General features: G+C 51.5%; 2 protein-coding genes. One reads left to right on the top strand and one right to left on the bottom strand.

Features of this window, described 5'->3' with window-relative positions; translation table 11 throughout:
* On the top strand, positions 1-871 hold an 871-nt coding region (gene queA / locus Q0294_RS13590), incomplete at its 5' end, for a tRNA preQ1(34) S-adenosylmethionine ribosyltransferase-isomerase QueA (protein WP_299466263.1).
* 11 nt (positions 872-882) lie between these two features.
* Here the strand turns inward: queA and Q0294_RS13585 are convergent.
* The coding region (locus Q0294_RS13585; protein ID WP_299466260.1) for a c-type cytochrome at positions 883-3,056 on the bottom strand (2,174 nt) is incomplete at its 5' end.

The raw sequence follows: 3,056 nt of genomic DNA, 5'->3' as shown, positions 1-3,056 counted from the left end.
GCGGGTGCTCTCTGCCCGATTGTTTGGCGTCAGAAAATCAACGGGCGGTAAATGGGAAGGTCTTTATCTGGGTTCCAACGCAGCCGGACAGTGGAAGCTGATGAGTAAGACCAGAGGCAAGCTGGTTGCGGGAGAGAGCATCGAACTGCAGCCCGCTCATCAACGTTCAGAAGTGCGACAGGTCTCGTTACAACTGCAGTCTAAGGACTCGGAAGGTTACTGGACCGCTATAGTCCAGTCCGATGAAGACCATCACAGGCTGCTTGCGTTCTTCGGGACAATACCACTCCCCCCTTACATGCGACGGGAACTGGCAACGGAAGAAGACTGGGAACGTTACCAAACCGTGTATGCCAACCAGCCTGGTGCCGTCGCAGCGCCGACTGCCGGTCTTCACTTTACCCCCGAACTATTAGACCGCTGCACGCAAACAGGTATCGGCATTGCGAAAGTCACGCTGCACGTCGGCATCGGAACATTCAAACCGATCTCCGCGCAAACGCTTGAGGAACACAAGATGCATTCCGAATGGTGTGAACTCTCGGCAGACTCTGCTTCACTGTTAAATGCCACCCGAGAAAAGGGGGGCAGGATTGTTTGTGTAGGCACTACCAGCGTCCGTACGCTGGAATCGGTGGCGAAACAAGGCCCCCTCAAAGCCTGGAGCGGAGAGACCGACATCTTCATTTATCCCCCCTACCAGTTTCAAGCCGTCGATTGCCTGTTGACCAATTTCCATTTACCGAAATCTACCTTGTTGGTACTGGTCAGTGCGTTTGCCGGCACAGAATTCATTCGCGAAGCCTACGAAAAAGCTGTAGAAGCGAATTACCGCTTCTACAGCTATGGTGACGCCATGTTAATTTTGTAGCAGCAAATGAATTACTGCGGTTTGGCAATTTCCTTGGGAACCTGTCCGCTCAGATAACGCCAGTTCTTAATGAACGAAATCAAATCGGCCATCTGTTGGGGATCGATCGTCTTCTCCAATCCCACGGGCATCAAAGAAACCCCATTGGATTTCATTTCTTCAATTTCTTCTTTAAGAACGACAATGGTTTTCCCTTCCGGCTGGGTTAATGTTATTGAAGCACCACTGTCGGAAGAAATAATCCCGGTGTGAACCACGCCATCGATGGTGATGACCGTGTAGCTGAAGAAATTCGCATCGATGGCCCGGTTGGGATCGAGAATATTCGTCAGTAAATACTCGGGCGTTTTTGTGCGGGAATCGCCAATATCAGGGGCAACATTCACGCCAATGTCACCGATCTTGTGACACGTGACACAGTTCTTGACGAAGACCTGCTTCCCGTGCAGCGGATTGGCTTTCAACTGCAGCGATTTCTGATACTCGGCGAGAACTTTTTGACGATCTGCAGGAATGGCAGCAGCGAATAATGCAGCAGCCCGCTTTTTAATTGCTGCATCCCGGTGACGCTGTAACTGGGTCGAACGGGAAGGCCCGAGTTCTGAGATTTTAATCTGATCCTGTTCTATCGCATCCAGCAACAGACTGGTCCGATTCAGATTGGACAGCATCGCATCCAGAATCGCCAGTCGCATGCCGGGGGTCTGCTTGGCAAATCCCTTCATCAAAACAGCGCCAATCTGATCATCAGCATACGCGCTGATGGCTTCAATCGCCGCAATTTTTACCGCCTGTGAAGATTTCCCCTCAATCAACGAGAGGAGTGTCTTACCACTGACTTCAAAACCGACAAACCTTAAGACGCCGATCGCACTCAATTTTTGAGCCAGCGGCGTTTTGGGATCGGCGGCCGCAGCGACAATCTTCTCGTAGAACGATTTCAACTTTTCCTGATCAGCGGCAGACAACTCTGTTTGATACTGCGAGATTGCTTTACCGCGGCGTCTGAGACTGTTTCCTAATCCATCGAAACCGGCAATCTGCAGCTCCAGACTCTGATCGGAATCCAGACCGGCGATCAAGGAGAGTGCTTCCTGAATTTCTTCCGCATTAAGGCGAGGACCAATGACGGCTGTCATTTCTCCCACCGCTTCGGTCAATGCTGACTGATCGGATGGTTTCGTACCTGCTGCCTTGAGTTGATCAAGAAATGATTTGAAGATCGCCACTGTCTGATCAGGGGCTGAGGAGAGCACAGCGGCACGCGTCCAGGAATCATCGGCCCCCTTGAGCATCAGGCTGGCCAGTTGATCTACCATCGATGAGACATCCTTCGCTTCTCCCAGACTGATTGCCAGCTGAAATCGGAGTCGGGCATCGGCAGAGTCAACAAGTGAAAGCACCTGTTTATGTAGCGCCGCATTTTTCGACAAACGTGGTTCGCTCAAACGAACGGCCTGTTCTTTGACCCGTTGTGATGAATCTTTCAACCCGGTTTCCAGAACCGAGTCGCTTAATTTCCCGAGCCCTTCTAATGCCCACAACGCGTGAATGCGGGCCTGTTCAATTTTTCCACTGGAAACCAGTTGCTCCAACTGAGCTTGTATCGAGGAATCCTGTCGTTCAAAAATCAAACGCGCCGCGGTTTCCCGCTGCCAGGCATTTTCTGAGGACAATGCTGCAACCAGTTGTTCCGGGGTCGCATTTTTTAATGAAGTATAGACATTTTCATCAATTTTAGCGCCCTTGGGAACAATACGATAAATTCGCCCGCGATCAATGCCGTCATTCAGGTCAGAGCGTTCTTTTAATTCCTCAGGCATGAACTGCGGATGCTCGATCACCGCGCGATACATGTCACACAGATACAAGGCCCCGTCGGGACCATTGGCCAGATTCACAGGGCGGAACCATTCATCGCGGCTGGCAATAAACTCCACCTGATCTCGTCCATATTTTGAATCGTATGTTGCTCCCAGAGGAGTCAGCACATCGCGGTGAACCAGATTCGCTGTCGGCTCACAGGTAAAACTGTTTCCATAAAAGCCTTGGGGAAACAGGCCTCCCCGATAAATGGTCACACCACAGGCGGCAGTGAATTGCCCGGCATGCAGGGTCGATGTTGTCCAGGTCCGGCTGATGGCATAGACCCGGGAATCTTCCCCATCCGGAGAGACATCGTGAT

This window comes from uncultured Gimesia sp. (assembly GCF_937919775.1).
GTDB lineage: Bacteria > Planctomycetota > Planctomycetia > Planctomycetales > Planctomycetaceae > Gimesia.
This window is presented reverse-complemented; position numbering and strand designations above follow the sequence as displayed.